Here is a 749-nt window from a genome sequence, read left to right as displayed (position 1 = left end):
TTATCCAGCGGGCGGCTGCTGTCTTCGAGAACCTGCCTGACTGCCGCGATGGGCGTTTTTACACTGTGAGACAGATTTGCGAGGGCCTCCCGGGAGCGCTCAAGCCGTTGATCAAGAGAATCCAGAAGTTGGTTAAGTTGCTGCACCAGTGGCCGGAATTCTTCCGGAGCCTTTACATTTATTCGCGATATTTCGCCGCTCTGTAAACGTTTGAGAGCCGCCTGAAGCGAGACAACGGGACGCATCGACAGGTTAATACCAAACCAGATTACGCCAACCAGCAAAAAGATCAGCAAAACCGATACGATCGCCGTCCAGGCATGCAGCTCTGCCTGACTGTTTTGCAGTGCCCCCATGTCCTCTGAAACGATTACCGTGATAGGGGTCTCTGCCACGACAAAAGATTTTCGATAGGCGAAGATGTCGGAGGGCGCACTGGGCGTTCCGGCACCGTGTACCCTGATGCTTTGCTGTTCATCCGATTGCAGCAGGGGGCCCAGCAACGGTTGCCAGGATTGTGGAGATATGACGGTTTGAACCGGCGACTGTATGGCAAAGGCATGGTGGAACACTTCTTCAAAATAATCCCCGGTCTGAAGCATGTCTATCTGGCCGCCGGCCTGGCGAATATGATGTTCCAGGAAAGCCACTTCGGCTTTCAGGCGGCTCTCAACAAACTCCCTGGACATTCTCTCCAGAAGTAACCCGTGCACAAGCCAGGCGATTGCCATCAATCCAATGCCTGCAGG

At 54.1% G+C, this 749-nt stretch carries 1 pseudogene; it reads right to left on the bottom strand.

The features are described from left to right. A pseudogene (locus CDH48_RS19040) lies at positions 1-749 on the bottom strand (histidine kinase); the annotation flags it as partial.

This window comes from Marinobacter aromaticivorans (genome assembly GCF_002806975.1).
In the GTDB taxonomy this organism is placed as follows: Bacteria; Pseudomonadota; Gammaproteobacteria; order Pseudomonadales; family Oleiphilaceae; genus Marinobacter; species Marinobacter aromaticivorans.
Note: the sequence above shows the minus strand (reverse complement) of the source record. Positions and strands in the feature narration are given on the sequence as shown.